This window comes from Halopseudomonas pelagia CL-AP6 (genome assembly GCF_000410875.1).
GTDB classification, from domain to species: Bacteria; Pseudomonadota; Gammaproteobacteria; order Pseudomonadales; family Pseudomonadaceae; genus Halopseudomonas; species Halopseudomonas pelagia.
In genome coordinates this window covers 95,675-120,118 of record NZ_AROI01000006.1, presented here as the reverse complement: position 1 = coordinate 120,118, position 24,444 = coordinate 95,675, and the positions used below count along the sequence as shown (strand labels likewise).

General features: G+C 58.0%; 23 protein-coding genes and 1 other RNA gene. 10 read left to right on the top strand and 14 right to left on the bottom strand.

What is annotated here, in order from left to right; translation table 11 throughout:
- Positions 1-259: 259 nt before the first annotated feature.
- From gcvH to K787_RS0104990, 8 genes are all read right to left on the bottom strand, one after another.
- Positions 260-640: a glycine cleavage system protein GcvH gene (gene gcvH / locus K787_RS0105025; protein ID WP_022961701.1), complete on the bottom strand. Its 381-nt coding sequence runs from the start codon at positions 638-640 to the stop codon at positions 260-262.
- A gap of 29 nt (positions 641-669) precedes the next feature.
- On the bottom strand, positions 670-1,755 hold the full coding sequence (gcvT, locus tag K787_RS0105020) for a glycine cleavage system aminomethyltransferase GcvT (RefSeq protein WP_022961700.1): 1,086 nt from the start codon (positions 1,753-1,755) through the stop codon (positions 670-672).
- Between the two features lie 84 nt (positions 1,756-1,839).
- Positions 1,840-3,450, bottom strand: a complete 1,611-nt coding sequence (locus K787_RS0105015) for an ABC transporter permease (protein WP_028614604.1) — start codon at positions 3,448-3,450, stop codon at positions 1,840-1,842.
- A 162-nt stretch (positions 3,451-3,612) separates the two neighbouring features.
- The gene (locus K787_RS0105010) at positions 3,613-4,614 is read right to left on the bottom strand and encodes an extracellular solute-binding protein (RefSeq protein WP_022961698.1); all 1,002 of its coding nucleotides are present in this window, start codon (positions 4,612-4,614) and stop codon (positions 3,613-3,615) included.
- A 68-nt stretch (positions 4,615-4,682) separates the two neighbouring features.
- Positions 4,683-5,963, bottom strand: coding sequence for an FAD-dependent monooxygenase (locus tag K787_RS0105005; protein ID WP_022961697.1), 1,281 nt, complete (start codon positions 5,961-5,963; stop codon positions 4,683-4,685).
- A complete protein-coding gene (gene ubiH, locus K787_RS0105000) occupies positions 5,960-7,150 on the bottom strand; it encodes a 2-octaprenyl-6-methoxyphenyl hydroxylase (protein WP_022961696.1) in 1,191 nt (396 codons plus the stop codon). The genes K787_RS0105005 and ubiH overlap by 4 nt, the downstream gene beginning before the upstream one ends.
- Positions 7,147-8,487 (bottom strand): Xaa-Pro aminopeptidase, encoded by a 1,341-nt coding sequence (pepP, locus tag K787_RS0104995; RefSeq protein ID WP_022961695.1) that lies wholly within the window; start codon positions 8,485-8,487, stop codon positions 7,147-7,149. The genes ubiH and pepP overlap by 4 nt, the downstream gene beginning before the upstream one ends.
- Before the next feature lie 51 nt (positions 8,488-8,538).
- Positions 8,539-9,111 (bottom strand): UPF0149 family protein, encoded by a 573-nt coding sequence (locus tag K787_RS0104990; protein ID WP_022961694.1) that lies wholly within the window; start codon positions 9,109-9,111, stop codon positions 8,539-8,541.
- A gap of 211 nt (positions 9,112-9,322) precedes the next feature.
- Between K787_RS0104990 and K787_RS0104985 the strand changes: the two genes are divergently transcribed.
- The 5 genes from K787_RS0104985 to K787_RS0104970 all read left to right on the top strand — a co-directional run bounded on the left by K787_RS0104985 (position 9,323) and on the right by K787_RS0104970 (position 12,676).
- The gene (locus tag K787_RS0104985) at positions 9,323-9,532 is read left to right on the top strand and encodes a TIGR02449 family protein (protein WP_028614600.1); all 210 of its coding nucleotides are present in this window, start codon (positions 9,323-9,325) and stop codon (positions 9,530-9,532) included.
- Positions 9,529-9,831 carry a cell division protein ZapA gene (locus tag K787_RS0104980; RefSeq protein WP_022961692.1) on the top strand — a complete coding sequence of 101 codons (303 nt, stop codon included), beginning with the start codon at positions 9,529-9,531 and terminating at the stop codon, positions 9,829-9,831. The genes K787_RS0104985 and K787_RS0104980 overlap by 4 nt, the downstream gene beginning before the upstream one ends.
- Positions 9,832-9,885: 54 nt before the next feature.
- A non-coding RNA gene (gene ssrS, locus K787_RS24605) (6S RNA) lies at positions 9,886-10,065 on the top strand.
- 3 nt (positions 10,066-10,068) lie between these two features.
- Positions 10,069-10,722 carry a 5-formyltetrahydrofolate cyclo-ligase gene (locus tag K787_RS22250; RefSeq protein WP_022961691.1) on the top strand — a complete coding sequence of 218 codons (654 nt, stop codon included), beginning with the start codon at positions 10,069-10,071 and terminating at the stop codon, positions 10,720-10,722.
- Positions 10,723-10,819: 97 nt separating this feature from the next.
- Positions 10,820-12,676, top strand: coding sequence for a diguanylate cyclase (locus K787_RS0104970; protein ID WP_022961690.1), 1,857 nt, complete (start codon positions 10,820-10,822; stop codon positions 12,674-12,676).
- Here the strand turns inward: K787_RS0104970 and ilvA are convergent.
- Positions 12,673-14,187, bottom strand: a complete 1,515-nt coding sequence (gene ilvA / locus K787_RS0104965) for a threonine ammonia-lyase, biosynthetic (RefSeq protein WP_022961689.1) — start codon at positions 14,185-14,187, stop codon at positions 12,673-12,675. The genes K787_RS0104970 and ilvA overlap by 4 nt on opposite strands.
- 127 nt (positions 14,188-14,314) lie before the next feature.
- Here ilvA and rpiA point away from each other — a divergent pair, with 127 nt between their 5' ends.
- The gene (rpiA, locus tag K787_RS0104960) at positions 14,315-14,992 is read left to right on the top strand and encodes a ribose-5-phosphate isomerase RpiA (RefSeq protein WP_022961688.1); all 678 of its coding nucleotides are present in this window, start codon (positions 14,315-14,317) and stop codon (positions 14,990-14,992) included.
- A 21-nt stretch (positions 14,993-15,013) separates the two neighbouring features.
- On the opposite strand, the gene K787_RS0104955 is transcribed toward rpiA, so the two are convergent.
- The 3 genes from K787_RS0104955 to K787_RS0104945 all read right to left on the bottom strand — a co-directional run bounded on the left by K787_RS0104955 (position 15,014) and on the right by K787_RS0104945 (position 18,091).
- Positions 15,014-15,910 carry an SdiA-regulated domain-containing protein gene (locus K787_RS0104955; protein ID WP_022961687.1) on the bottom strand — a complete coding sequence of 299 codons (897 nt, stop codon included), beginning with the start codon at positions 15,908-15,910 and terminating at the stop codon, positions 15,014-15,016.
- Positions 15,911-15,998: 88 nt separating this feature from the next.
- On the bottom strand, positions 15,999-16,676 hold the full coding sequence (locus tag K787_RS0104950) for a fumarylacetoacetate hydrolase family protein (RefSeq protein ID WP_022961686.1): 678 nt from the start codon (positions 16,674-16,676) through the stop codon (positions 15,999-16,001).
- Positions 16,677-16,699: 23 nt separating this feature from the next.
- Positions 16,700-18,091, bottom strand: coding sequence for a D-2-hydroxyglutarate dehydrogenase (locus tag K787_RS0104945; protein WP_022961685.1), 1,392 nt, complete (start codon positions 18,089-18,091; stop codon positions 16,700-16,702).
- A gap of 177 nt (positions 18,092-18,268) precedes the next feature.
- On the opposite strand from K787_RS0104945, the gene serA reads away from it, so the two are divergent.
- From serA to K787_RS0104930, 3 genes are all read left to right on the top strand, one after another.
- The gene (gene serA, locus K787_RS0104940) at positions 18,269-19,498 is read left to right on the top strand and encodes a phosphoglycerate dehydrogenase (protein WP_022961684.1); all 1,230 of its coding nucleotides are present in this window, start codon (positions 18,269-18,271) and stop codon (positions 19,496-19,498) included.
- Positions 19,499-19,677: 179 nt separating this feature from the next.
- A complete protein-coding gene (locus tag K787_RS0104935; protein ID WP_022961683.1) occupies positions 19,678-20,982 on the top strand; it encodes an ATP-binding protein in 1,305 nt (434 codons plus the stop codon).
- Complete coding sequence (locus tag K787_RS0104930; RefSeq protein WP_022961682.1) at positions 20,983-21,915, top strand: response regulator; 933 nt, start codon at positions 20,983-20,985, stop codon at positions 21,913-21,915.
- Positions 21,916-21,940: 25 nt separating this feature from the next.
- Here the strand turns inward: K787_RS0104930 and K787_RS0104925 are convergent, their stop codons facing one another.
- Positions 21,941-22,576, bottom strand: coding sequence for a 2OG-Fe(II) oxygenase (locus tag K787_RS0104925; protein ID WP_022961681.1), 636 nt, complete (start codon positions 22,574-22,576; stop codon positions 21,941-21,943).
- 138 nt (positions 22,577-22,714) lie between these two features.
- Here K787_RS0104925 and K787_RS0104920 point away from each other — a divergent pair, with 138 nt between their 5' ends.
- The gene (locus K787_RS0104920) at positions 22,715-23,461 is read left to right on the top strand and encodes a DUF2059 domain-containing protein (RefSeq protein ID WP_022961680.1); all 747 of its coding nucleotides are present in this window, start codon (positions 22,715-22,717) and stop codon (positions 23,459-23,461) included.
- 34 nt (positions 23,462-23,495) lie between these two features.
- Here the strand turns inward: K787_RS0104920 and bipL are convergent, their stop codons facing one another.
- The gene (gene bipL / locus K787_RS0104915) at positions 23,496-24,437 is read right to left on the bottom strand and encodes a phospholipase BipL (protein ID WP_022961679.1); all 942 of its coding nucleotides are present in this window, start codon (positions 24,435-24,437) and stop codon (positions 23,496-23,498) included.
- Between the last annotated feature and the right edge of the window lie 7 nt (positions 24,438-24,444).

Genomic DNA, 24,444 nt, shown 5'->3' with positions numbered 1-24,444 from the left:
GAAGAGTCACTCAAACACTGATTGCACACCGAGGCCAACGAGCGTCGTTGAGTTCGGCCTGTTTCGGACCGTCGGTGCCCTGGGCGAAAAACGCTCCTGCATATTCGCCACTTCCGCCATCCCTGGCGGTCGGACTAGCACCGCCGAGCCCACATGGATGTGCTTGTAGCGTGTCCGGAACAGGCCGAACTCAACGGCGCCAGCGCCACACCCGAATCAATCAGTGTTTGCACACCTAAACGCGCGTCAATCACAGCAATCAGATAGACGCACCATAGGCATCAGCGTCCATCAGCTTGTCCAGCTCGCTAGTGTCAGACGGTTTGATCTTGAAGAACCAGGCGCCCTCATAGGGCTCGCTGTTAACCAACTCCGGGCCGTCGGCCAGCGCTTCGTTGACCGCAACCACTTCACCGCTGACCGGGGCATAGATGTCCGAGGCGGCTTTCACCGACTCAACCACGGCGCACTCTTCACCGGCGCTGACGGTACGGCCGACATCGGGCAGCTCAACGAAGACCACATCACCCAGCAAGTCCTGGGCATGGTCGGTAATACCGATGGTCACGGTGCCATCAGCTTCCTGACGGGTCCATTCATGACTGGCAGCGTAACGCAAATCAGCGGGGATATTGCTCATGGGACGATCCTCAACAGAAAAGGGAAAACTTATTCGAATACAGCCTGGCCGTGACGCACAAAGCCGGGTTTGACCACCCGTACGTCCAGCAATTTACCGCGAATCTCGACCTGTGCCTTGTCACCAGTGGTGCGTGGCACTCTAGCCAGGGCGATGGAGCAATTCAGGGTGGGAGAGAAACTGCCGCTGGTAATTTCGCCCTCGCCAACACCCTCGACAATGACTTTCTGGTGGCCGCGCAAGACTGCGCGCTCTTTCATCACCAGACCCACCAACTTGGGCTGATCGGCTGCTTCGCGCTGCGCTTCCAGTGCCTTGCGGCCGATGAAATCACGTTCGGCCGGCTCCCAGGCGATGGTCCAGGCCATGTTCGCCGCCAGGGGGGAAATATTTTCATCCATATCGGAACCGTAGAGGTTCATACCGGCTTCCAGACGCAAGGTGTCACGCGCGCCAAGGCCGCAGGGCTTGCAGCCAGCGGCGAGCAGCCCGTTCCACAACTCCGGCGCTTGGTCAGCGGGCAATATGATTTCCAGCCCGTCTTCTCCGGTGTAGCCGGTACGACCGATAAACCAGTCATCGCTGGCCAAACCCTGGAAAGGTTTGAGATCGTTGATCAGTGCGGCGCGCTGGTCACTGACCACAGTGGCCGCAACCTCCCGTGCGCGCGGCCCCTGGACGGCAAGCATTGCCAGGTCCGAGCGTTCGACCAGCTTGACGGCGAAACTGTCAGCCTGGAGATTCATCCACGCCAGATCCTTGTCACGGGTGGCTGCATTGACCACCAAACGATAGCCGTTGTCTTCGAGGTAGACGATCAGATCGTCGATCACACCGCCCTGCTCATTGAGCATGCCGCTATACAGCGCCCTGCCTGCAGTCTTCAGGCGCGCCACATCATTGGCCAGCAAATGCTGCAGAAAATCTTTGGCTTCACTACCGGTCACATCAACCACAGTCATGTGCGAAACGTCGAACATACCCACGTCACGGCGCACCTGATGATGTTCTTCCATCTGTGAACCATAGTGAAGGGGCATATCCCAGCCGCCGAAATCGACCATTTTGGCCCCGCAGGCCAGATGTTGATCATAGAGGGGAGTGCGCGAACCCATGCGGTCGTCCTTCAATATTGAGGGGGAGTGTTGGGTGTGGATTGTAGCCATAAACGCGGCTCTTTTGCAGCTTTTGCCCCAGATTCAGCGTCGCGCTGACCGGCGGATCAACACAATCACCGGAATCAAGCCCACCAGCACCAGCGTCAGCGCCGGTAGCGAAGCTCTGGCCCAGTCGCCTTCGGCCGTTAATCCGTGTATACGAACCGCCAAAGTATCCCAGCCGAATGGCCGCATCAGCAATGTAGCGGGCATTTCCTTGAGCACATCGACGAACACTAGCAGGGCAGCACTGAGAATACCCGGCAACAACAGCGGCAGATAAATGCGGGTGAACACCCGCCAGCCTGATTGCCCCAAGCTTTGTGCCGCTTCGGGTAGCGACGGTCTGATGCGTGCCAGGGACGTGTCAAGCGGCCCGTAGGCCACTGCCATAAAGCGAATCAGGTAAGCCAGTAGCAGAGCAAAAAGACTGCCCAACAACAGCGGAGACGGCTGCTCCTCACCCAACCAGCGGCGCAAGGGGATCAACAGCTGATTGTCCGCCAGGCTAAAGGCGAACATGATCGCCACCGCCAGCACCGAACCCGGCAATGCGTAACCCAGATTAGCCACAGCCACGGCGCTGCGTACCCTGCGGATAGGCTGAAAACGTTTGGCCAACACCAACAAGATACCCAGGGTCACGGTCATCAACGCCGCCATGCCGCCTAGTAGCAGGGTGTTCTGGATCAGCGACCAATAGCGACTATCCAGATCGTTCAAACCGCTGCGCATCAGCCAATAGGCAAGTTGGGTCACCGGGATGATAAAGGCAATGGACAGCACCAGCAGACAATAGCCAGTCGCCAGCCACGCCCTGACGCCCCGCAGCCGGTATATAGCGCCCTGGCGAGGCCGATCAATTCCAGGAAAGCGCTTGCTACCCTGCGCGCGGCGCTCGGCAAACAGCGCCAGGAAAACGAATAACAACAATACGCTGGCCAGTTGGGTCGCGGTTTGCAGGCTATAGAAACCGTACCAGGTTTTGTAGATCGCAGTGGTGAACGTATCGTAATTGAACGCCGATACAGCACCGAAATCCGCCAGGGTTTCCATCACAGCCAGAGCGGTTCCGGCACCAATGGCAGGCCGAGCCATAGGCAATGCCACGCGCCAAAAGCCCTGCCAGGGCGTCTGCCCGAGAATCCGCGAGGCTTCCATCAAGCCCTTGCCCTGGGCCATGAAGGCGCTGCGGGCGAGCAGGTAAACATAGGGGTAGAACACCAGCACCAGCACGCAAATTACACCGCCGGTGGAGCGTATCGAGAACATGCGAAAATCGCTGCCCAGCCAACCGCGCAGCAAGGTCTGCACCGGACCGGCGAAATCCAGCACGCCAATCATCACGAACGCCAGCACATAGGCGGGTATCGCAAAGGGCAGCATGAGTGCCCAGTCAAGCCAGCGCCGCCCGGGAAACTCGCAAAGACTGATCAACCAGGCCAGGCTCACGCCGAGGATCAGCACACCGATGATCACGCCAACCACTAGCGTCAGGGTGTTGCCGATCAGGCGGAACAACTGGGTTTGCAGCAGGTGCGACCAGATATGGGTGTCGACCGACTGCCAACTCAGCAACAGCACCAACAGTGGCATCACCACCAGCGCAGCGGATAAGTAGGCAACCCAGCGCCAGCGGGGCATGGTGGACATCAGGCGTTGGGGCACAACCACTCCTGTTGGCTTGAGAGTCGATACTCGGAAACGGACACGCCCGGCTCAAGACCGGGCGTGCAGTATATCGACAAACGCCATTCAAGGCTCATCCGTAACGCATTTCGCAGAGCAAATCCGCTACGGGTCGCCAGCGGGATATCAGTCCCAGCGCTCGCGGTCCATCAACATGATCGCTTCCGGCTGACGGCGGCCGGCCACTTCAACGTTGATCGTGTCTTTCTTGAAATCGCCCCAGGCTGCGACTTCATCAGACGGCTTGACCGATTCATTGGCGGGGAATTCCTGGTTCACGTCGGCAAAGATGCGCTGCGCTTGCGGGGTGGTCATCCACTCCAGAAACTTGATAGCTTCTTCCGGCTGTTTGGAATGCTTGGTTACACCAGCACCGGAGATATTCACGTGCACACCGCGATCATCCTGGTTTGGCCAGAACAGTGCCGCTTTGACATCCGGCTTGTCCTTTTGCAGGCGCCCGAAATAATAGGTATTGACGATGCCCACATCACACTGACCGGCGTCGATCGCCTCCATCAGCGAGGTATCGTTGGCAAATACCGGCGTCGCCAAGTTCGCCACCCAGCCCTTGACCACTTCTGTGGTGCGCTCTTCGCCTAGGGTTTCGAGCATGGTTGCAGTGAGAGACTGATTATAGACCTTCTTCGAAGTACGCAGGCACAGACGACCTTTCCACTCGTCATCAGCCAGCGCCTCATAGGTGCTCAGATCCGAGGGATCAACCCGCTCAGTGGAGTAGACGATGGTCCGCGCGCGCAGTGACAAACCCGTCCACTGGCCACTTTCGGCACGATACTGGGCGGGGATATTACCTTTGATCACATCCGAGTCCACCGCGCGGAACAGCCCCATTTCCTCGGCCTGCCAAAGGTTGCCTGCGTCGACAGTGATAAACATGTCCGCCGGCGTATTAACGCCCTCGGCACGTAAGCGGGCCATTAGAGGCGCTTCGCTGTCGGTAATATAGTTGATTTTGATCCCGGTCTTTTCGGTATAAAGCTCGAAAACCGGCTTGATCAGATGTTCCTGGCGGGAAGAATACACTACCAGTTCCTTAGCCTGGGCGACGCTGGTAAAGGCAGTCATCGCCAGACTCATGGCAGCTATGGAGCGGATAAAGGACATGTTCAAGCCTCAGATTATTAAACCGAGACAAGATGATAATGATTAGGATTTAGTTTAGCAACGTTGATTTAGTCTGTTTCCGCATACGGGTCAGGACTGCGCGCCAAGGAAGGTAGCCGGCCCTCCAGACCCATAGCTCTGCGCATGACTATCGATTTCAGTGGCGCCTGCTGATCCAACCACTGCATCCCCGCATTGCGCAGCCAGCGCAGCGGTAGCGCATCAGCATGAAAAAGGCGCTCGAAACCCTCCATCGCCGCCATCATGCCCAGATTGGCACCCATCCGGCGCCGCTCATAGCGCTGCAATACCGCCAGATCGGACAAGGTTTCGCCGCGCTGCAAGGCCGCCGTGAGCACATCAGTCAACTCGGCGGCGTCCAGCAACCCGAGATTGACACCCTGCCCGGCCAGCGGGTGAATGCTGTGCGCAGCGTCCCCTACCAACACCAGGCCGTGCATCACATAGTCCTTGGCGTGACGCTGGCGCAACGGGATACAGTGCCTGGCGTCAACCGCCAGGACCCGGCCCACCCGCCGCTCAATGGCCTCGCCAATCTCACCTGCGAATGATGTGTCATCGAGTGCCATAACTCGCTGGGCCTGCTCGGGCAGCAGCGACCAGACAACTGAACAATAGTGCCGACCCTCTACATCTGGCAGGGGTAAAAAAGCCAATGGACCGCTCGGCAAGAAACGCTGCCACGCCGTATCCTGATGCGGTTGAGTTACCTGCACTGTCGTAACAATCGCGCTATGCAGGTAATCCCATTCACGCATGGCAAAACCAGCCAGTTCGCGCAGCTGCGACCGACCGCCGTCAGCGGCGACGATAAGCGGCGCATAAAGCCGTTCGCCATTCGCCAGACCAAGGCGCCAACCATGCTCCTCCTTGACCAACGCCTCAACTCGCCGACTACCCAGCAAGCTGACCCGGGTGCCGCGCAGAGCGTCGAGCAAGGCCTGCTGGATGCGCTGGTTCTCGATGATATGACCAAGGCGATTTTCATTCAGACTGTGCGCATCAAAATGAATATCACCAGTGCCGTCGGCATCCCAAACATGCATATGCCGATAGGCGCAACGCGCTTGGGCATCTATCAACTGCCAGACGCCCAGCCGGGTAAAAATGCGCTCAGAGGCGGCGCTTAGCGCGCTGACACGCGGATCGTAACCCGACGCAGTCAGTTGACGGGTAACCGGCCGATCGAGTGCCACGGCATCCAGCAGCGCAATACGCAAAGGGCTATCTGCCAGCGCCATGGCCAGGGTCGCCCCGACCATGCCCGCGCCGACAATAATCAGATCATACTGCTGAGCCAAGGCGGATTCCTCATGGGGGCCGATCATGCTTTCAAGCCCATGGCCTGCCGGGCAAACAGTCGCCGCGCGGGCGGTAGCAGGTCCAGGCCCAACAGCCCAAGATTACGCCCTATAGTCAGCAATGGCTGAGAGTTGCTGAACAACCGAGTCAGATAATCGCTAAAAGCAACCGTCTGGCGCTGGTCGCGCTGCTGCCTCTGCAGGTACTCCTGCAAGACCGCCAGATCACCAGGCAGACGCTGCTGCCGACCCGCTGCAATCAGCGTATCTGCCAGCGCCAGCGTGTCGCGCAGCGACAGATTGAAGCCCTGCCCGGCGATCGGATGCAGGCTGTGCGCGGCGTTACCCAGTACTACCAGATGCGGCCGCACCTGCTCCTGCGCCTCAATCAGCTGCAGCGGGTAACAGGCACGCGCGCCGACTTGCGTCAGCGCACCCATACGGTAGCCGAACGCTTCCTGCAGCCGCGCCAGAAACAGCGGATCCGGCAACGCGGCGACCTCGGCCGCCTGATCTTCCGGCAGCGTCCAGACCAGCGCACTGCGCTTGCTCGAGAGGGGCAGCAAGGCTAACGGACCTGACTGGGTAAAGCGCTCGTAGGCGACCGAGTTATGCCCCTCGGCCGAACTCACATTGGCAATAATCGCCGCCTGTCCATAAGGCTTGACCTCGCGGTGCACCCCCAGTTGATCAAGCAAACCCGAACGACCACCGTCAGCCAGCACCAGTAGATCGGTTTCCAGCTGGCTTAGCTGCCCCTGTTGTTCGATGTCCAGCGCGTAACCGCCCACCTGCGCCTGCAGCCTGACAACCCGCGCTGGCGCTAGCCATTCAACTACCTCCCGGTCCAGGGCACTGAGCAGCACCTGGCCAAGCAACGCATTTTCAACCACATAACCCAGCGCAGGCACACCTTCCTGGTGCGCATCCAGCCGCGTGATGCCGGGATGACCGCGATCCGACACATGAATATGCCGAATCGGCTCCGCGCCTTGAGCCAGAGCCTGCCATACACCAAGCCGCTCCAGCAGCAACCGACTACCATGCGACAGCGCGGTAGCACGAGCATCGTAGCTGGTCTGCAACTTGTCACCGGGGGGGTGCGCTTCGACCAGCCTGATTCGCCAGCCGGCCTGCCGAGCAAACGGCTGCAATGCCAGCGCCAGGCATGCGCCCACCATGCCGCCACCAACGATACTCAACTGACTGCTCACGCAAGCGCTCCAACATCTTGCCGCGCTTCGGCCATCAAGGCTTCAATTTCATCTGCATCCTTGGGTACCCCGCCGCTGAGAATGTCGCAGCCAGAGCGCGTGACGACCACATCATCTTCGATACGTATGCCGATACCCCGCCACTTGCGCGGCACGCTATCATCATCCGGGGCAATATAAATGCCTGGCTCCACGGTCATCACCATCCCCTGCTCCAGCTCGCGCCACTCACCGCCAACACGGTAATCGCCGACATCATGCACATCCATGCCCAGCCAATGGCCGGCACGGTGCATGTAAAACCGCTTGTAGGTCTCATTGGCAATCAGTTCTTCCAAATCACCCTTGAGCAGACCCAGTTGCAGAAGCCCCGCAGTAATGACGCGTACGGTAGCCTCATGCGATTCGTTCCAGTGCCGGCCCGGGGCAATGACCTCGAACGCCGCCTGCTGGGCAGCCAGTACAATGTCGTAGATGGCGCGCTGCTCGGTACTGAATCGACCGTTGGCGGGAAAGGTGCGGGTAATGTCGCTGGCGTAGCAGTCAAGCTCACAGCCAGCGTCGATCAGAATCAGATCGCCATCGCGAATCTGACTGGTATTTTCGGTGTAATGGAGAATGCAGCCATTGCGCCCTGCCGCGACGATAGAAGAATAGGCCGGCGAACGACTGCCATGGCGCATAAAGGTATGCTGCAGCTCAGCTTCAAGCTGATACTCATAAGCACCAGGACGGCAAACCTGCATTGCGCGGACATGCGCCTGGGCTGAAATCTCAGCTGCCGCCTGCATGACCTTGATTTCAGCCGCGCTCTTGTACAAGCGCATATCGTGCAACAGGTGATCCAGTGCAACGAACTCATTGGGCGGCGTCGCGCCAAGCCGCGCCTTGCTACGAATCACGTTGATCCAGTTGGTCAAGCGTCGATCAAAGTCCTGATTGGCACCCATCGCGTAATAGACGCGCTCGCGGCCCTCGATCAGACCCGGCAAAATATCGTCCACGTCCGTGATGGGAAAGGCGTCATCGGCGGCATACTCACTCACCGCCCCCTCCTGGCCGGCACGGTAACCGTCCCAGAGTTCGCGCTCCTTGTCCTTCTCCCGACAAAACAGCACATATTCACCATGTTCGCGGCCTGGAATCAGCACGGCGACCGCCTCCGGCTCGGGAAAGCCGGTGAGATACTGAAAATCACTGTCCTGCCGATACTGATGTTCGACATCACGATTGCGCACATACACCTGCGCCGCCGGCAATACCGCAATACTATTAGGCTCCATCTGGGCCATCAGAGCCTTGCGTCGACGTGCGTATTCTTGCCTGGATATATGCATGCTTACCTCGTGATTAGGGATTAACTACGTAGCGCGATGCCTATCACCGCATCAATGCAGCGAGGCTGGCGGCTGGGGCTGCTTATCTGCCGCCGGTTGACACTCGCTGAAAATCATCAGCACCGCCATGCGCACGTACTCCATCACCTCCATGAAATCGACCTCGTTGGCCTCGGACTCCTCCAAATCAGTCTGCACCTGGGCGATCGCCGCGAAGTCATGCAAGGCGCTGTCGGCCTCTTCGCTCAGTTCGCCTTGGCGTTCAACCAAGCCGAAACCACCTAGAAAGCCCTCACACCATTGACCCAACGCCTGGGTGCGATGATCCACTGTGGCACTGTCATCCGGTAGCAGCAGTGTTACCTCGAACCCGCTGCCAGCCAACTCGGCCATACTCGCATCATATAACTGAATCAGCTGAACCTTGCCCGCCTCGGACAATGTGCCGCGGGCATCCAGCAGCTCAGCGGCGACATTCAGCCAAGTGCCGTGGTCATAGCGCGCACCCGCAGAGAGCCGGCCCACCAGGTGGCCGTGCAGTTCGGCGGGGAAGCCCGCCGCGCCCAGATCATTGAACAGCTGAACGTAACGGTCGAAATCAAACACGGCAGGCATCAAAGCCATAATATCGGGGCCTCTCGGGGAGCGTAAGCAGGGTAAGCAGATAACTTTGCAGGAAATGTTTCCATTGTTGTGTAATCTACTGCGCAACAGCATCAGGGTCCAGTCTACCAGCCGACACCGAGCTGGCACACAAATGAGCAGGAACCGTTGTTTGACCGCCTCGAACAGCCCCACTATAGTTGGCCAACACCGGGATGACAGAATGGCGCAAATGGAAGAACCCGACATCAACACGCTGACCCTCAAAGTGGTGCAGCTAATCGAACTGTGTGACCGGCTGCAAGTGCAGAACCGGCATCTGCACGCCCAGGAAAAATCCTGGCGCGAAGAACGACTACAGTTAATTGAAAAGAACGATTTGGCCCGTCAGAAGGTCGAAGCCATGATATCGCGTCTCAAATCCCTGGAGCATGATTCATGAGCACCGCCCTGACTGTCACTTTGCACATCCTTGACAAGGAATACCGGGTCAGTTGCCCGCCCGAAGAGCGCAGCAATCTGGAGCAGGCCGCCCGCCACCTGGATACCACCATGCGTGACATCCGCAATAGCGGAAAGGTCATCGGCATTGAGCGTATTGCGGTGATGGCTGCTCTGAATATCAGCCACGACATGCTGACCGGTAGCCGGCAGCAGGACAGCACGCTGGACAGCCAGCAGAAACACATCAATGACCTGGTCAGCCGGCTTGATCAGGCACTGGCGCGCCACCAGCCCTGAACGGCCAAGCCCAATCAGCCATGAAAGCGCAGTGAAAACCCTGTATAGTCATCACTGTCCCTGGGACGCTTGCCAGTCGGCGATGTCCCTGAGCCGATACTCCTGTAGAAGGAGGCCACGCGTTGCTGCCAGTGCGCATGTCCGCATGACGGAAAGCCTGAGGCAGTACCGTGTCCCCCACCTTGAACTTTCGGGTTCAAGGGCTAACCCGACAGCGGCGTTTCCGGGGACTCTATCTTGACTTTACCTTCGCGCAGCGCACTTCGTAGCCAGCTACGCGCCGCTCGTCGAGCCCTTCCTGCGTATCAACAGCGGCATGCCAGCAAGCAATTATTTCGCCGGCTCGCCCAGCATCCATTATTCATTCGTAGCCAGCATATTGCCTTTTATCTTGCTAATGACGGAGAAATTGACCCCGCCCTCCTGCTCAAGCATGCAAAACGTCTGGGTAAAACCTGCTATGTGCCCGTACTCAGCCGCTGGCCCGCCACGCAAATGCGCTTTCAACGGTTAACGGTGGGGCAGCGCTGGCAGGCCAATCGTTTCGGCATCAGTGAGCCCGCTTACTGCCCACGTCAGCAAGTGCCGTCGTGGCGTCTTGGCTTGATATTGATGCCGCTGGTGGGGTTTGACGCCAAGGGCAACCGCTTGGGGATGGGCGGCGGGTTTTATGATCGCACGCTCAGTTACCGTGCCCGCCGCAGCGTGTGGGCCGGCCCTACCCTGCTAGGACTCGCCCACCACTGCCAGAAAGTAGCGGACCTGCCTGTCGCCTCCTGGGACATCCCCTTAGACGCGATCATGACCGATAGAGAATTCATACCGCTAACCCGAGCTACCGATAGCGTGCAACCCGTTGCTGATGTCGGCCCCTGGGAAACCGAGTCATAACCAAGACGTCACGACCCAAATCCTCTGGAGAGCCCATTCTCGCTGGATTAAGGTAAGGCGATATGCTATCATTGAGGCCTATTTTCAGGATTAGCTCATGCTTGCCCAACGCGCTGCCCGCCATCCCCAAGTTACCCGCGTGCTCATTTCGCTACTGCTGGCAATCTTGGTCGCTGGCATTCTGAGCGGCTGGCAGGCGTTATTGCGAGCCGAACAACATCAATCCAAGGCGCGTCTCCAACTCGAGACGGACGCCATTGCCCAGCAATTGCAGACCCGCTTTGAACTCCAAGCCCAAGCACTGCAACGACTCGGCAAGCGCTGGCCCTCACACTACGACAAAGCATTGGCGTGGCAGCAGGATGTGCAAGCCCTACTGGATGGATTCGACAACTTCCAGGCAATAGAGTGGCTTGACAGCCAGTACCGGATGCGCTGGATTGAGCCACTTGCCGGCAACGAAGAAGCAGTGGATTTTGTCTATACAGCGGCCCACCCGAACTACCCAATACTGTTACAAGCACGCGACACCCAGACACCGTTGCTGAGTAATAGCTTTGAATTGCTGCAGGGCGGCCGCGGGCTCGCCTACTACATCCCGCTATATCGCAGAGCCAATGATCCGACCAGCTTTGACGGCTTATTGCTCGGTATTTTCCGCGTGGAAGTACTGCTGGGCACGCTACTGCGCGAAGAGCGCAACTACCAGTTGAGCATTGATTTTCATGAACAAGACCAACTTCTATTCAGCCACAAAACCGCTGACACACTAGACCAAGGCTGGACCGTCAGCAGCCCTGTGCAACTAGGCCGCAACACCGGCTTCTACATTACCGCCATGCCTACCTCCAGCTTACTGGCTAGCAGCACCACGCATCTGCCACTGCTCATCCTAATAAGTGGCTTGCTCGCCGCCGTTTCACTTTGCTATGCCCTGTGGCTGGCCTTGCTCAGCGCCCAACGCCTTGAAGCCCTGGGTGCCAGCAATCGCAAACTGCAACAGGAAATCGTCCGCAGGCAAAGTACGGAAGAAAGCCTGCAACGCAATCAGGCGCAACTCAAACTAGTGCTGGACATGACCAACTACAGCCATGATGCCTTGTTCATCATCGGCATGAATCCGCAGGAACTGGTGTACCTCAACCGTACATGCTGGAAAAGCCTGGGCTACAGCGAGGAAGAGTTGCGGCAGATTATCGCCATAGCCCCCGCAGACATCATGCCTGACGTTCTGGCTTGGTCATCCGAACTCAGGGAGTTGGCCGAACGGGGCGGTAACTCAATTTACCAGCAACATGTCACTACCCGGCACGGAAAGAGCATACCGCTTGAAATCAGCGTCCAGCATCTGAACCGCTATGGCCGCGCCTATCTGATTTGCGTGGGCCGCAACAATAGCGAACAACTGGAAGTTGCCGCACGCCTGCAAGAACTGTCACAACAGGATGGCTTGACCGGCCTGTACAACCGCCGCTACTTCGACGAAGCCCTTAACCGCGAGTGGCGCCGGCTACGCAGACAATCCGGACCTTTGGGCCTACTGATGCTGGATGTCGACCACTTCAAGGCGTTCAACGACAGCTTGGGACATCAAGCCGGGGATGATGCGCTCAAGCAACTGGCCAACGCCATGAGGGGCACCTTGTTACGCGAGGGTGAAGCGGTATGCCGCTACGGCGGCGAGGAGTTTGCGATCATTTTACCGGGGGCCGATATTGCCCAGTGCGCGGAGGTAGCCCGGCACCTGCATGCCGCAGTCAAGGAACTCAAGATCCCGCATCCATCCAGCCAACAACAATGGCTTACCGTGAGCATCGGTGCGGCCAGCTTGCCCGCCACAGAACAGGACCGACCAGAAAGTCTGATCAGCCTGGCGGACAAAGCCCTGTATACGGCCAAGGCCACCGGGCGCAATCGGAGCGTCATGTCTAGCGATGACGAGTGGCCTGACTAGCCCAAATACAATTGATAGGCTGGATTGTCGCTTTCATCCCAATAAAGATAGCCAATTTCATCCAGTGCTTCGGGCACTTTGCTGCGCTCCGCGACCGGCACCTGCAGACCCACCACCACGCGCCCGTAGGCTGCACCGTGATTTCGGTAGTGAAACATGGAAATATTCCAGCGCCCACCTAGCTTGTTGAGGAAGTTAAACAGCGCACCCGGGCGTTCGGGAAATTCGAAGCGATAGACCACTTCGTCAACGATCTGATCACAATGCCCGCCGACCATGTGCCGAATATGCAGTTTCGCCAGCTCATTATCGGTGAGGTCCATCACCGGAAAACCCTGGCCGCTGAGCATCGCCACCAGTTCACTACGCGGATCCTGTTCAGGATGGGTCTGCACGCCGACAAAAATGTGCGCTTCTTTAGCGTCGTGGTAGCGATAGTTGAATTCTGTAATGGCGCGCTTACCGATGGCCTGGCAAAACGCCTTGAAACTGCCCGGTTTTTCCGGAATGGTCACCGCCAGCAAGGCTTCTCGCTGCTCGCCGATTTCGGCACGCTCGGCCACATGGCGCAGGCGGTCGAAATTGACGTTAGCACCGGAGTCAATCGCGATAAATACCTTGCCGCTGCAACCTTCACGTTCCACATATTTCTTGATCCCGGCCACCCCCAGGCAGCCTGCCGGCTCGCAGATCGAACGGGTGTCATCGTAGATATCCTTGATAGCCGCGCACATTTCATCGGTGGAGACGGTAATCACCTCATCGACATAATGCCGGCACACCTCGAAGGTATGTTCACCGACCTGCGCCACCGCCACGCCGTCAGCAAACAGGCCCACCTGACTCAGCACCACCCGGCTCCCGGCGTCCATCGCGGCCTTCAGGCACGCCGACTCTGTCGGTTCCACGCCAATCACTTTAATCTCAGGCCGCAGGTATTTGACGTAGGCAGCAATGCCTGCAATCAGGCCGCCGCCGCCCACAGGGACGAATATCGCGTCCAGGCTACCCTGATGCTGACGCAGAATTTCCATTGCAATAGTGCCCTGGCCGGCAATGGTGTCCGGGTCATCGTAGGGGTGGATATAGACCAGGCCCTTTTCCTTGATCAGCTTTTGTGAATAGGCCAACGCCTCATCAAAGGCATCGCCGTGCAGCACCACCTTCGCACCCCGCGCACGCACCGCCCGCACCTTTATTTCCGGCGTCGTACGCGGCATTACAATGGTCGCCTTGACGCCCATATGGCGTGCAGCATAGGCCAGACCTTGTGCATGATTACCCGCCGAAGCAGTGACCACCCCGCAAGCTCGCTGCTCATCGCAGAGCAGTGCCAGTTTGTTGTAGGCACCCCGAATCTTGAAGGAAAAAACCGGCTGCAGATCCTCGCGCTTGAGCAGCACGGTGTTGTCCAGGCGTTCAGACAGAAAAGGCGCTGCATGAATGGGCGTTTCCACTGCGACATCATAAACGCGGGAACTGAGGATCTTCTTGACGTAGGTTTCCAGCATGAGGGCTTCTGTCTGTCCGTGGGTAAAACGACCAGTCTAGCGAATCAGTCGTTCGCCGACTACACGCACGGGGGATCGGGCGCGTATAATCTATGACTTTAATAACGCCGTTAAAAGGTAGCTACTCATGACCCAAGATGAACTCAAACAGGCCGTTGGCCAGGCCGCCGTGGACATTTTGCTGCCCACGTTGGAGGACAAGAGCATCATCGGTGTTGGCACTGGCTCGACGGCTAACTGCTTTATTGACGCGCTAGCGCAGCACAAGGGTTTTTTCGATGGCGCTGTGGCGAGCTCAGACGCCACTGCCGCACGCCTTAAGGGGCATGGCATTCCAGTATATGACCTCAATAGCGTACATCAGCTGGATTACTACGTAGATGGCGCAGACGAAGCTAACAAGCATCTTGAGCTGATCAAAGGCGGCGGGGCCGCACTGACCCGCGAAAAGATCGTCGCCGCCGTAGCCCAGACCTTCATCTGCATCGCTGATGAGAGCAAGCTGGTTGATACCCTTGGCGCATTCCCGTTACCTGTCGAAGTCATCCCCATGGCCCGCAGTCACGTAGCGCGTGAAATCGTCAAACTGGGCGGTGACCCGGTGTACCGCGAAGGCTGTGTAACGGATAACGGCAATGTGATTCTGGACGTTCACAACCTGCAGATCCACGATCCACGCAAACTGGAAGAACAGCTCAACGCCATCGTCGGGGTGGTCTGTAACGGGCTTTTTGCGGCACGACCCGCGGATATCTTGTTGCTGGGCACTGGCAATGGCGTGCAAACGCTGAAAAAGCCCGCCTGACCGCCACCGACTGCGCAGCCGTTACTCGCCAGGCACAAACCGGTAGAACAGGTTGGGTTCGCTGACGATATAAATCCGCTGCTGGTCGTCTACCGCCAACCCTTCAGCCTGTGGCACAGACGCTCGCAGACCGCTCATGCCCCGCCATAACCCCAATAGGCTGAGCGGGCTACCCTGCGCATCGTACTCCACCACCATATGCGACTCATCGCTGAGCAGCAGCATATGACCAGTAGGATCATGTAGGGTCAACGACGACAGGTCACTCATGAACAGGCGGGGCGACGCGGCGGGTTTGACCTCGGTGATACTGATATTCATGGCGCGCTGTGGGTCGGCATCGACAAAACCCTCAACCGCCAACAAGCGTAACGGATCACGCTCTTTGACCACCAGCAGGCGCTGGCGCTGGCCATCCCAGGACAGCCCTTCAAAACCCTTGTTACCTACCTGATCCAAACCGATCATCAAGCTTGGGGCGTCACTCACATCCAGGTTCTGGGTATCGGCCGATATTCTGGCCAGAATCAACCTCTGCGAACGCTCTTCGGCAATCACGTAGAGGTCATTCTGCACATGGGTCAGACCCTCCATGTCGACAACCCCCTGAATGCTGATCTCACGTAGCAGCTCACCGTCAAGGGATAGCTCGACCATCAGCGGCCGGCCGTTAAGCACCCCAAAAAGGCTGTTGGTAGCCGAATTGAACGTCAGTGCAGACAAGTCGTCGTCAATGCCCGCGATTTCCAATGCCTGGATATCGACCCTATAACGCCCCAGATTGAAGCCTTGGGCCGGCATGCTCTGGCGATTGAGCTTCCAATTTTGCCAAAGCAACACATCCAGATGCAGCGCATGCAATATTATGGCGCCAATCAGCACAACACCCATAAGCGTGAGAAGGGCTTTTACTTTCAAGGCGCAGACTCCAGAACAGGCCGTTCAGACAGGAATGCGGGCGCAGGTCATGGCAGGCCAGCGGCCTGACATAAGCGCAAGGTGATGATCAAGCAACCTCGTTAGTGACCTCGGTCGTTACCTTGAGCAGATCGCCCAGCGACAAGGCCAGCTGGTCTCCAGCGTGCAATACCCCCACGCCCGCCGGGGTACCGGTAATAACCACATCACCAGGCAGCAGGGTGAATACCTGGGCGATATGCTGCAATAGCGGCAGGATTGGCGTAATCATATCCGCACTGCTGCCCTGCTGGCGCACCTCACCATTGATCTTCAGCATCAAGGGAAGTGCATTCAAGGCTGCCGCGTGCGCTGGATCGATAAACACCGACAGCGGACAGGCTCCATCAAATGCCTTGGCGCGCTCCCAGGGGTGCGCCTTGGCCTTGAGTTGATCCTGCAGTTCACGCAGGGTCAGATCCAGGGCCAGGCCTATCCCGGCCAAGGCCCTTTTAGCCTGCTGCTCGGTCACATCACCGCTGAGCGTTTCACCAATCAGCAGAGCGATTTCGGTTTCATAATGCACAGGGCCTCGACGAGCTGACAGCACGACCGGCGCACTCAAAGGCACCACCGAGGTCGAGGGCTTGATAAACAGCAGCGGTTCGCTCGTTACCGGGTTGTTCAACTCGCGGGCATGCTCGGCATAATTGCGCCCAACACACACAACCTTGCCCAAAGGCAATTGCGCAGAAGTACCATCGACGAACAGGTGCTGATAGGTCATAAACCGATCCTTGTAGAGGGCGTTCAGGCGAAAATCTTGCCCGGATTCATAATGCCGTTGGGATCAAATACGGCCTTGATCGACTTCATCACGGCAATTTCGGCCGTACTGCGGCTGTAAGTTAAATAGTCCCGCTTGGTCATACCCACGCCGTGCTCGGCGGAGATCGAGCCGTGGTATTTCTGCACGATTTCGAACACCCACTTATTCACGGTCGCGCACTTGGCAAAGAACTCGTCCTTGGCCATGGTTTCAGGCTTGAGAATATTCAGGTGCAGATTACCGTCACCGATATGCCCGAACCAGACGATTTCAAAATCCGGATAATGCTCGCCGACAATCGCGTCGATATCGTGCAGGAACGCCGGCACCTTGCCGACCGTGACAGAGATATCGTTCTTGTAGGGCGTCCAGTGCGAGATGGTCTCGGAAATAAATTCGCGCAGCTTCCACAGGTTCTGCAACTGCTGCTCGCTCTGGCTCATCACACCGTCGACTACCCAGCCCTGTTCAACGCAATGCTCGAAGGTCGCCAGCGCCTCGTTGGCGACGTCCTCGTTCAGCGCTTCGAACTCCAGCAACGCATAGAACGGGCAGTCAGTCTCGAATGGCGCTGGCACGTCGCCGCGGCCCATGATCTTGGCCATCGCCTTGTCGGAGAAGAACTCAAAGGCGGTCAGATCCAGCTTGCCCTGGAAGGCGTGCAACACCGGCATGATCGAATCGAAATCCGGCGTACCCAGCACCATCGCGGTGAGATTTTTCGGCGCCCGTTCCAGGCGCATGGTGGCTTCGACGACAAAGCCCAGCGTACCCTCGGCGCCAATAAACAGCTGGCGCAGGTCATAACCGGTGGCGTTCTTGATCAGGTCCTTGTTCAGCTCGAGCAGCTCGCCGGTACCGGTGATGACCTTCAGGCCGGCCACCCAGTTGCGGGTCATGCCGTAGCGAATCACCTTGATACCGCCCGCATTGGTGCCGATATTGCCGCCAATATTACTCGAACCAGCTGAGGCAAAATCCACCGGGTAATACAGCCCCTGCTCTTCGGCAAAATGCTGAAGCTGCGCAGTGATCACACCCGGCTGGCAGACCACCGTGCGGTCGAACTCATTAAACTCGACAATCTTGTTCATATAGTCGAAGGACACAACGATCTCGCCATTGGCCGCGACCGCAGCCGCAGACAACCCGGTACGCCCGCCAGAGGGCACCAGCGCGAGCTTCTGCTGGTTGGCAAAACGCACGATGGCCTGCACCTGCTCGACGCTTTTGGGAAACACTATAGCCAGCGGCGCGGGCTCAAAGTGCTTGGTCCAGTCCTTGCCCCAGGTATTCAGCGACTCTGGGTCGGTACGCACCTTGTCCGGTTCGACCAGGGTCTTGAGGGTTTCAATCACGGCTTCTGGGGTCATGGGCGGCTCTCAAACAGGATTCATGCTGTACCTGAAGACTTTTCATGCAGGGACAGGCATCAGAAAAGGGAGATTATGCTAGCATACGCGGCTTCCGAAACAGGACTCTTGCTGCGACAAAAAAAGTCACCGATTCCTGCCGGTTCATCCTAATCAGCATTGCGGATACCAGACACCATGATTAAAACCTCGCTGGACAAAAGCAAGATCAAGTTTCTGCTCCTCGAGGGCGTACACCAGACTGCCGTCGATACCCTGAAGGCAGCCGGTTACACCAATATCGAGTATCACACTGGCTCGCTGCCGGAAGAACAGCTGAAAGAAGCCATTGCCGACGCACATTTTATCGGCATTCGCTCGCGCACCCAGCTTACCGCTGACGTGTTCAGCCACGCGCACAAGCTGGTTGCCGTGGGGTGCTTCTGCATCGGCACCAACCAGGTCGATCTGAATGCCGCCATGGAAATGGGTATCGCAGTATTCAATGCACCCTATTCCAACACCCGCTCGGTAGCAGAACTGGTGCTGGCCGAGGCGATCCTGCTGCTACGCGGCATTCCCGAGAAGAATGCCTCCTGCCACCGCGGTGGCTGGATCAAGAGCGCCGACAACTCCTACGAAATCCGCGGCAAGAAGCTGGGCATCGTCGGTTATGGCTCGATCGGTACCCAACTGTCAGTCCTCGCTGAAGGCCTGGGCATGCAAGTGCTGTTCTACGACGTAGTGACCAAATTGCCGCTGGGCAATGCAGTTCAGGTCGGCTCACTGACCGAACTGCTGGGCATGGCCGATATCGTCACGCTGCATGTGCCGGAAACGGCCGCCACCAAGTGGATGATGGGCGAGAAGGAAATCCGCGCTATGAAGCCCGGCGGAATCCTTATCAATGCTGCTCGTGGCACCGTGGTGGATATCGATGCATTGGCCGGCGCGCTGCGTGACAAGCACTTGAATGGCGCGGCAATCGATGTATTCCCGGTCGAGCCACGCTCCAACAAGGAAGAATTTGTCAGCCCGCTGCGCGAGTTTGATAACTGCATCCTCACCCCACATGTTGGCGGTTCAACGCTGGAAGCGCAGGCCAATATCGGCCTGGAAGTGGCGGAAAAGCTGGTTCGTTACAGCGACAACGGCACCTCGATCACTTCGGTCAACTTCCCGGAAGTAGCGCTGCCATCGCACCCAGGCATGCACCGTTTGCTGCACATTCACCAGAACGTGCCCGGCGTGATGAGCGAAATCAACCAGGTATTTGCGGCCAATAACATCAACATCTGCGGCCAGTTTCTACAAACCAATGACAAAGTCGGTTACGTGGTGATCGACGTTTCAGCCGAGGCATCGGAACTGGCACTGGAAAAAGTCCAACAGGTCAAAGGCACCATCCGCGCCCGCGTACTGTTCTAGGCCCTTACCGCAGCACGCTCTCGTGTGCCGCAGAACTTGTGCCACCGGACAATAAGGCGCAGCTCCAGTGAGAGGCTGCGCCTTGTTTGTTTCTGATCTAGCCGGAACCGCTCTACTGTAATACGCTGGAAACCTGACGCTGGTTCAATGGCGCTTCAACTCGCCAATGAACTCACACCATGTCTGCCATTCAGTCCCTCGCTGCCTTGCTCAAAGCGGTCGCTCCGTTGAGCCCGACCATGACCGTCAGTGACGTCGCAGACCAGTTCCTGCAACCCGCCTATAAGGCGTTCCTTTCGCTACCAATAGTCGATGCGCAACAACGTCCGCTGGGCCTGATCAGCCGCTATCGATTACAGGATATTTTTATGCGGCGCTTTGGCCGCGATCTCTGGGGCAAGCATTCCGCAACGGAAGCAGTTAACCCGGATTCCCTGGTTATTGCACTCAACACCTCACTGGATGAGGCCGCCCGCATCGTAACGGCGCAGCTACAGTACCCGATCACCGAAGACTTCATTCTGGTCGACGAAGCTGGCTGCTATCAGGGGCTGGGCACCGTACTGGACTTGCTCAAGGCCATGGAGGGGCGGATCGACCAACGCAACCGCGCACTCAATCGCGCTCTGCGTGAGCTGAAGAACTCCCAGACTCATTTGATTCAATCGGAGAAGATGGCCTCCCTCGGTCAAATGGTTGCCGGCGTGGCGCATGAATTGAACACGCCCCTGGGCTACGTGAAAAACAACGTGCAACTGCTCCGCGATCTGGTCCAACCGCTACTGGCGCTGGCCGAGGCTCAGGCACAACTGAGCGAATGCCTGACCAACCCCGACACACCCACCGAGACCGTCGAAGCCCGATTTTCGCGGGTACAGGACGCCACCGCACTGGCCTCCCCCGGGACTTTCGAAGAGGACTTCACGCCACTGATGGAGGACACGCTCTACGGTCTTGAACAGATCGGCGAGCTGGCCGTCAGCCTCAAGGACTTTGCTCGTCTCGACCGCGCTATGAGTGAAGATATCGACCTCAATGACTGCATTCGCAGTGCCTTGGTCATTGCCCGCAACACGCTGAAAGACAAGGCTCAGGTCATTACCCGCCTAGGTCAGTTGCCAACCCTCACCTGCACCCCGTCCCAGATCAATCAGGTGTTGCTCAATATGCTGACCAACGCCGCTCAAGCCATACAGGGCAACGGGCAGATTCTGATCAAGAGCTGGGCTGACGCTCAGCACGCCTACCTGTCGATCCAGGACAATGGCCAAGGCATTCCGAAAGCCGTTCAGCAGCGCATCTTCGATCCGTTCTTCACTACCAAGGCAGTGGGTGAAGGAACTGGCCTGGGTTTGGCAATCAGCTACAAGATTATCCAGGAACACGGTGGCAATATCCGCTTTGCCTCTGAACCGGGGCGCGGTACGCGCTTTGTTATCAGCCTGCCGCTAAACCAAAATCAGCCGCAGCAACGGAGCGCTTAGATGTCCTCTGCCAATCCCGTACGCATTCTGTTCGTCGATGATGAAGAGCGTATTCTACGCACGCTGTCCCTGCAATTTCGACGTCAGTATCAGGTATTTACCGAGGCCAACCCCGAGCGGGTCATGGCCCGCCTGGTAGCCGAGCCAGTGGATATCATTGTCAGCGATCAACGCATGCCACTGATGAGCGGCAGTCAGTTGCTCGCCCAGGTGCAGAAAGCTTACCCAAACACCCTGCGCATCCTACTCACGGGCTATTCGGATCTGGACGCTGCGGTGGACGCTCTCAACAGCGGCGGCATTTTCAGGTATCTGACCAAACCCTGGGACCAGCAGGCCATAACCAATACCCTGGCGCAAGCCGCCAAAATAGTACTGCATCGCAGAAGCTTTGCCGACGCGCCCGTTGCGCTACCCGCCGCCGCGACCAAGGGCAAGTCAGTACGCTTGTTGCTGGTCGACGACGACGCCGAGAACCAGTTGCTGAGTGGCGAAATTTGCCAGCAACTAGGCGTGCAACTGCAGACCGCCGCGACGCTGGAGGCCGCGGTTGCCCGATTGAACGGGGACGAGATCGACATCCTGCTCAGCGACATACGTCTGGGTGGTGAAGACCTGCGACCGCTGCTGATGACGCTGGCCCTGGCGTACCCACAGTTGCTGAGCATAGTCATAACACCTTTTCAGGACACCGATCTGCTGCTGAAGCTGATCAACCAGGCGCAAATCTTCCGCTACCTGCCCAAGCCGATTCGTCGCGGGATGCTGGAACGGGCAATCAAGGCCGCGGTAGCCCGGGTGGAAGAAGCGCGGCAACAACCTAGCGCGCCTGTTATGCGCCAAGCCGAAGCGCCCCGTGCGGCGGAGGAACAGAACCAGATCAGTAACTTTATGGGCATGCTTGGGCGACTGCGCCAGCGGCTCACCGCCTGACTGACGGCCACCCACCAGGGTTTCCTCAGCACAGCAACGGGTTGTCCGGGCGACGGCGAAACCAACCCACCAGACTGGCGCGCTCGCGATGGGCGGCCAGTACCTCATGGACCGTCCGGTCACTCATAAATACCGCCAGGCTGCCGCCACGGGGTGCTATATCCCGCTGCCCCTGGGGCAGATGCAAGCGTAATTCGCCGCCGTCCCCCGGCCGCCAATGCTGGTTCAAATACGCCACTACCGACACCGTCCGTAACGGATTCCCCTTAAAGCGATCCAGGTGTTTACGATAACCTGCGCCCGGCGGGTAGAGGGCATAATGCGTTTCGAAACTGTCCAACCCAAGAAACAGGCTGCGATTCAATGCCACGCGCAACGCCTCCATCAGCGCCAGAAACTGGTCATTCGCAATGCAGGGCGGGCAATCGTCGAGCCAGCGTGTATAGTCGCCACGGATGGAAGGAATCACCAGTTCCTCGCCCAACGGGCCAACGGCCGCCGGGGTCAGATCATCAGCTTGCCAGAGCCGCTTGCATTGGGCCGCCAGACTATCAACCAGCTCGGACGACAACGCATCCTGCTGCACTGACCAGCCGCAACTGGCCAGATCGTCGGCCACGCGCTCAAAGCAGGTACTTGGCGGCACAGGGAACTCGGCCATGTTAAAACACTCAAAAGGAGGGTCGGAGATCACCCCGGATAGCACTGGAAAGACCCAATTACCAGATCATGGGTTTGCGCGCATTGTATCCATTGCGAGCAACCCGGCAAGCCCCACTAGTCCTTATTGCGAGAATCTATGCGCCTCAAACCGCTGCATTTGCTGATCATGTCTTTGCTGGCCGCGCTGGCCCTAACCACTATGAGCGCGCGTGCCAACACCGACAGGCTGTATGAACTGTCTGGCATGGCCACTCACCAGACCCACTTCCAGCACGCGCTGACCGCAGCTCAGCAGCGTTATGCGCAACAATTGCCGCGCAATGTATATGAAAGCCTGGTGCGTCAGAGCAATCAACGCTTTGCCCCGCAGGCGATGACTGATCGTGCTCAGGCGCGGCTGGCATTGGCCATGAATGCGAGCAGTCATGAACAGGCAGTGGCCTTTTATGAAAGCGCACTGGGCGGCAAAATCGTTGCACTTGAAACACAGGCGACCTCTGCCACTTCTGTAGCCGCCATGCAGCGTGGCATACCGCAAATGGAGGTCAGCACCGAACGCTTGACCACGCTACGCCAGTTGAGCGTCAGCCTGCCCGCGCTGGAGCTGGGCGTTGAGGTATCCATGTCGCTGGCTAATCTGGCCACGCAAAGCGCCAACGACCTGCTCGGCGGCTTGTTCCAAGTACCCGGCAACGTCGTCGACAGCCGGCGCGATACCCTGCGTGGGCAGATGCAGCCGGATCTGCCAAACACCCTGGCTTACGTCTATCGGGACCTGAGTGATACAGAACTCCAGCAGTACCTGGACTGGGCGCAGTCAGAAGCGGGTAGAAATACCAGCCGGGCGATGGAGTTGGCTGCTAAGGATGCATTGAATCCCTAAGCCCTGATGGTATCAAGCTGATGCGCCACGGCCGTCAGGCCTCTATCTCATCAAACTGCTCACCCAGCCAGCACAAATACTCCCGGCGAATGGACTCGCCTTCGTTGGCCAGGTGATGCCTGGCCTTGGCCAGAAAGAACACCTCTGGACTGCTGAATTTATCCTCCAGTACTTTCAGGTTGTGCTGCCAATCGACGGTCTTATCCATTCGCCCTTGAATAATCAATGGCGAATAAGTGCTGCTTTGCGCCGCCTCGATACGCGGAATCCACTTTTCCAACGCCTGAACCCAGGCTACGGGCAATACCTGTGGCTGCAACGGATCACGCTCGCGGATAAAGTCGAGGAATGCCTGGTCGTTGGAGTTGTCAGTAAACTTGCGGCCCAACTGCTGTACGAAACCACCCAGCAGCCGCAAGCTCATCTGCGACATACCCCATTGCCGCGGGCGCACCAACGGCGCCATCAGCACAGTATGGCCCAGCTCTCTGGGTAGCGGACCATGTAACAGCTTATCGATCAGAATGGCTCCACCAGTACTCTGCCCGAGCAGGTGCCAGGGCGCTGGCAGCTCCCACTGCGCGGCATGATCCAGTACCGCGTCCAGGACTTTTTGGTAACGCAGAAAGCAATCAATGCTGGCGCGCTCGCCACTGGACAAACCATGACCCGGCAAATCAAAGGCCAGCACCGCCAGACCCCGCTGCAGCGCCCAATTAATCAGGTGTCGGTACAGCCCCATGTGATCGTAGTAGCCGTGCAGGATAATCAGCGTGCCGTGGGCCTGAGCCGGGCGCCAGACCTGTACCGCCACGGCGAATTCATCGACCTGTATGCGCCCCAGATGCTGGGGCGAGTGGTCGCTGAAGTCGATCCCGTAGTAGCCCGCATAACGCCGCGCTGGGTCATCTAACGGGCGACCCGGCTCCAGCAACGGCAGCCGCTCAACGAGCAAATCTAAAAAAGCCTGATCCATTCACATA

Bases quoted from the DNA above. Each gene is read 5' to 3' on its own strand.
- gcvH (WP_022961701.1), bottom strand. From the start codon at position 640: ATGAGCAATATCCCCGCTGATTTGCGTTACGCTGCCAGTCATGAATGG.
- gcvT (WP_022961700.1), bottom strand. From the start codon at position 1,755: ATGGGTTCGCGCACTCCCCTCTATGATCAACATCTGGCCTGCGGGGCC.
- K787_RS0105015 (WP_028614604.1), bottom strand. From the start codon at position 3,450: ATGTCCACCATGCCCCGCTGGCGCTGGGTTGCCTACTTATCCGCTGCG.
- K787_RS0105010 (WP_022961698.1), bottom strand. From the start codon at position 4,614: ATGTCCTTTATCCGCTCCATAGCTGCCATGAGTCTGGCGATGACTGCC.
- K787_RS0105005 (WP_022961697.1), bottom strand. From the start codon at position 5,963: ATGATCGGCCCCCATGAGGAATCCGCCTTGGCTCAGCAGTATGATCTG.
- pepP (WP_022961695.1), bottom strand. From the start codon at position 8,487: ATGCATATATCCAGGCAAGAATACGCACGTCGACGCAAGGCTCTGATG.
- K787_RS0104990 (WP_022961694.1), bottom strand. From the start codon at position 9,111: ATGGCTTTGATGCCTGCCGTGTTTGATTTCGACCGTTACGTTCAGCTG.
- K787_RS0104985 (WP_028614600.1), top strand. From the start codon at position 9,323: ATGGAAGAACCCGACATCAACACGCTGACCCTCAAAGTGGTGCAGCTA.
- K787_RS0104980 (WP_022961692.1), top strand. From the start codon at position 9,529: ATGAGCACCGCCCTGACTGTCACTTTGCACATCCTTGACAAGGAATAC.
- K787_RS0104970 (WP_022961690.1), top strand. From the start codon at position 10,820: ATGCTTGCCCAACGCGCTGCCCGCCATCCCCAAGTTACCCGCGTGCTC.
- ilvA (WP_022961689.1), bottom strand. From the start codon at position 14,187: ATGCTGGAAACCTACGTCAAGAAGATCCTCAGTTCCCGCGTTTATGAT.
- rpiA (WP_022961688.1), top strand. From the start codon at position 14,315: ATGACCCAAGATGAACTCAAACAGGCCGTTGGCCAGGCCGCCGTGGAC.
- K787_RS0104950 (WP_022961686.1), bottom strand. From the start codon at position 16,676: ATGACCTATCAGCACCTGTTCGTCGATGGTACTTCTGCGCAATTGCCT.
- K787_RS0104945 (WP_022961685.1), bottom strand. From the start codon at position 18,091: ATGACCCCAGAAGCCGTGATTGAAACCCTCAAGACCCTGGTCGAACCG.
- serA (WP_022961684.1), top strand. From the start codon at position 18,269: ATGATTAAAACCTCGCTGGACAAAAGCAAGATCAAGTTTCTGCTCCTC.
- K787_RS0104935 (WP_022961683.1), top strand. From the start codon at position 19,678: ATGTCTGCCATTCAGTCCCTCGCTGCCTTGCTCAAAGCGGTCGCTCCG.
- K787_RS0104930 (WP_022961682.1), top strand. From the start codon at position 20,983: ATGTCCTCTGCCAATCCCGTACGCATTCTGTTCGTCGATGATGAAGAG.
- K787_RS0104925 (WP_022961681.1), bottom strand. From the start codon at position 22,576: ATGGCCGAGTTCCCTGTGCCGCCAAGTACCTGCTTTGAGCGCGTGGCC.
- K787_RS0104920 (WP_022961680.1), top strand. From the start codon at position 22,715: ATGCGCCTCAAACCGCTGCATTTGCTGATCATGTCTTTGCTGGCCGCG.
- bipL (WP_022961679.1), bottom strand. From the start codon at position 24,437: ATGGATCAGGCTTTTTTAGATTTGCTCGTTGAGCGGCTGCCGTTGCTG.